Source organism: Ensifer sp. VA4 (genome assembly GCF_055710065.1).
In genome coordinates this window covers 1-260 of sequence record NZ_JBVQPO010000075.1, presented here as the reverse complement: position 1 = coordinate 260, position 260 = coordinate 1, and the positions used below count along the sequence as shown (strand labels likewise).

General features: G+C 66.5%; 1 protein-coding gene. It reads left to right on the top strand.

Features of this window, described 5'->3' with window-relative positions; all coding sequences use genetic code 11:
* Window positions 1–260: adenine nucleotide alpha hydrolase family protein (locus AC0C6X_RS30230; RefSeq protein WP_472956724.1), on the top strand; the 260-nt coding region annotated here is incomplete at both ends.

The window sequence follows — 260 nt, the reverse complement described above, 5'->3', positions numbered from 1 at the left end:
CGAAGACCAGGTCGAGCCGCTCGCCGTCGCCAAGATCGTCAAGGGTGTGGCCGAGGCCGAACAGCCGGGCCTGATCATCGTCGGCAAGCAGGCAATCGACGACGACTCGAACCAGACCGGCCAGATGCTCTCCGCCTTGCTCGGCTGGGCCCAGGGCACCTTTGCCTCCAAGGTCGAGATCGGCGACGGCAAGGCAACCGTGACGCGCGAAGTCGACGGCGGCCTGCAGACGATCGACATCAAGCTGCCGGCGGTGGTCA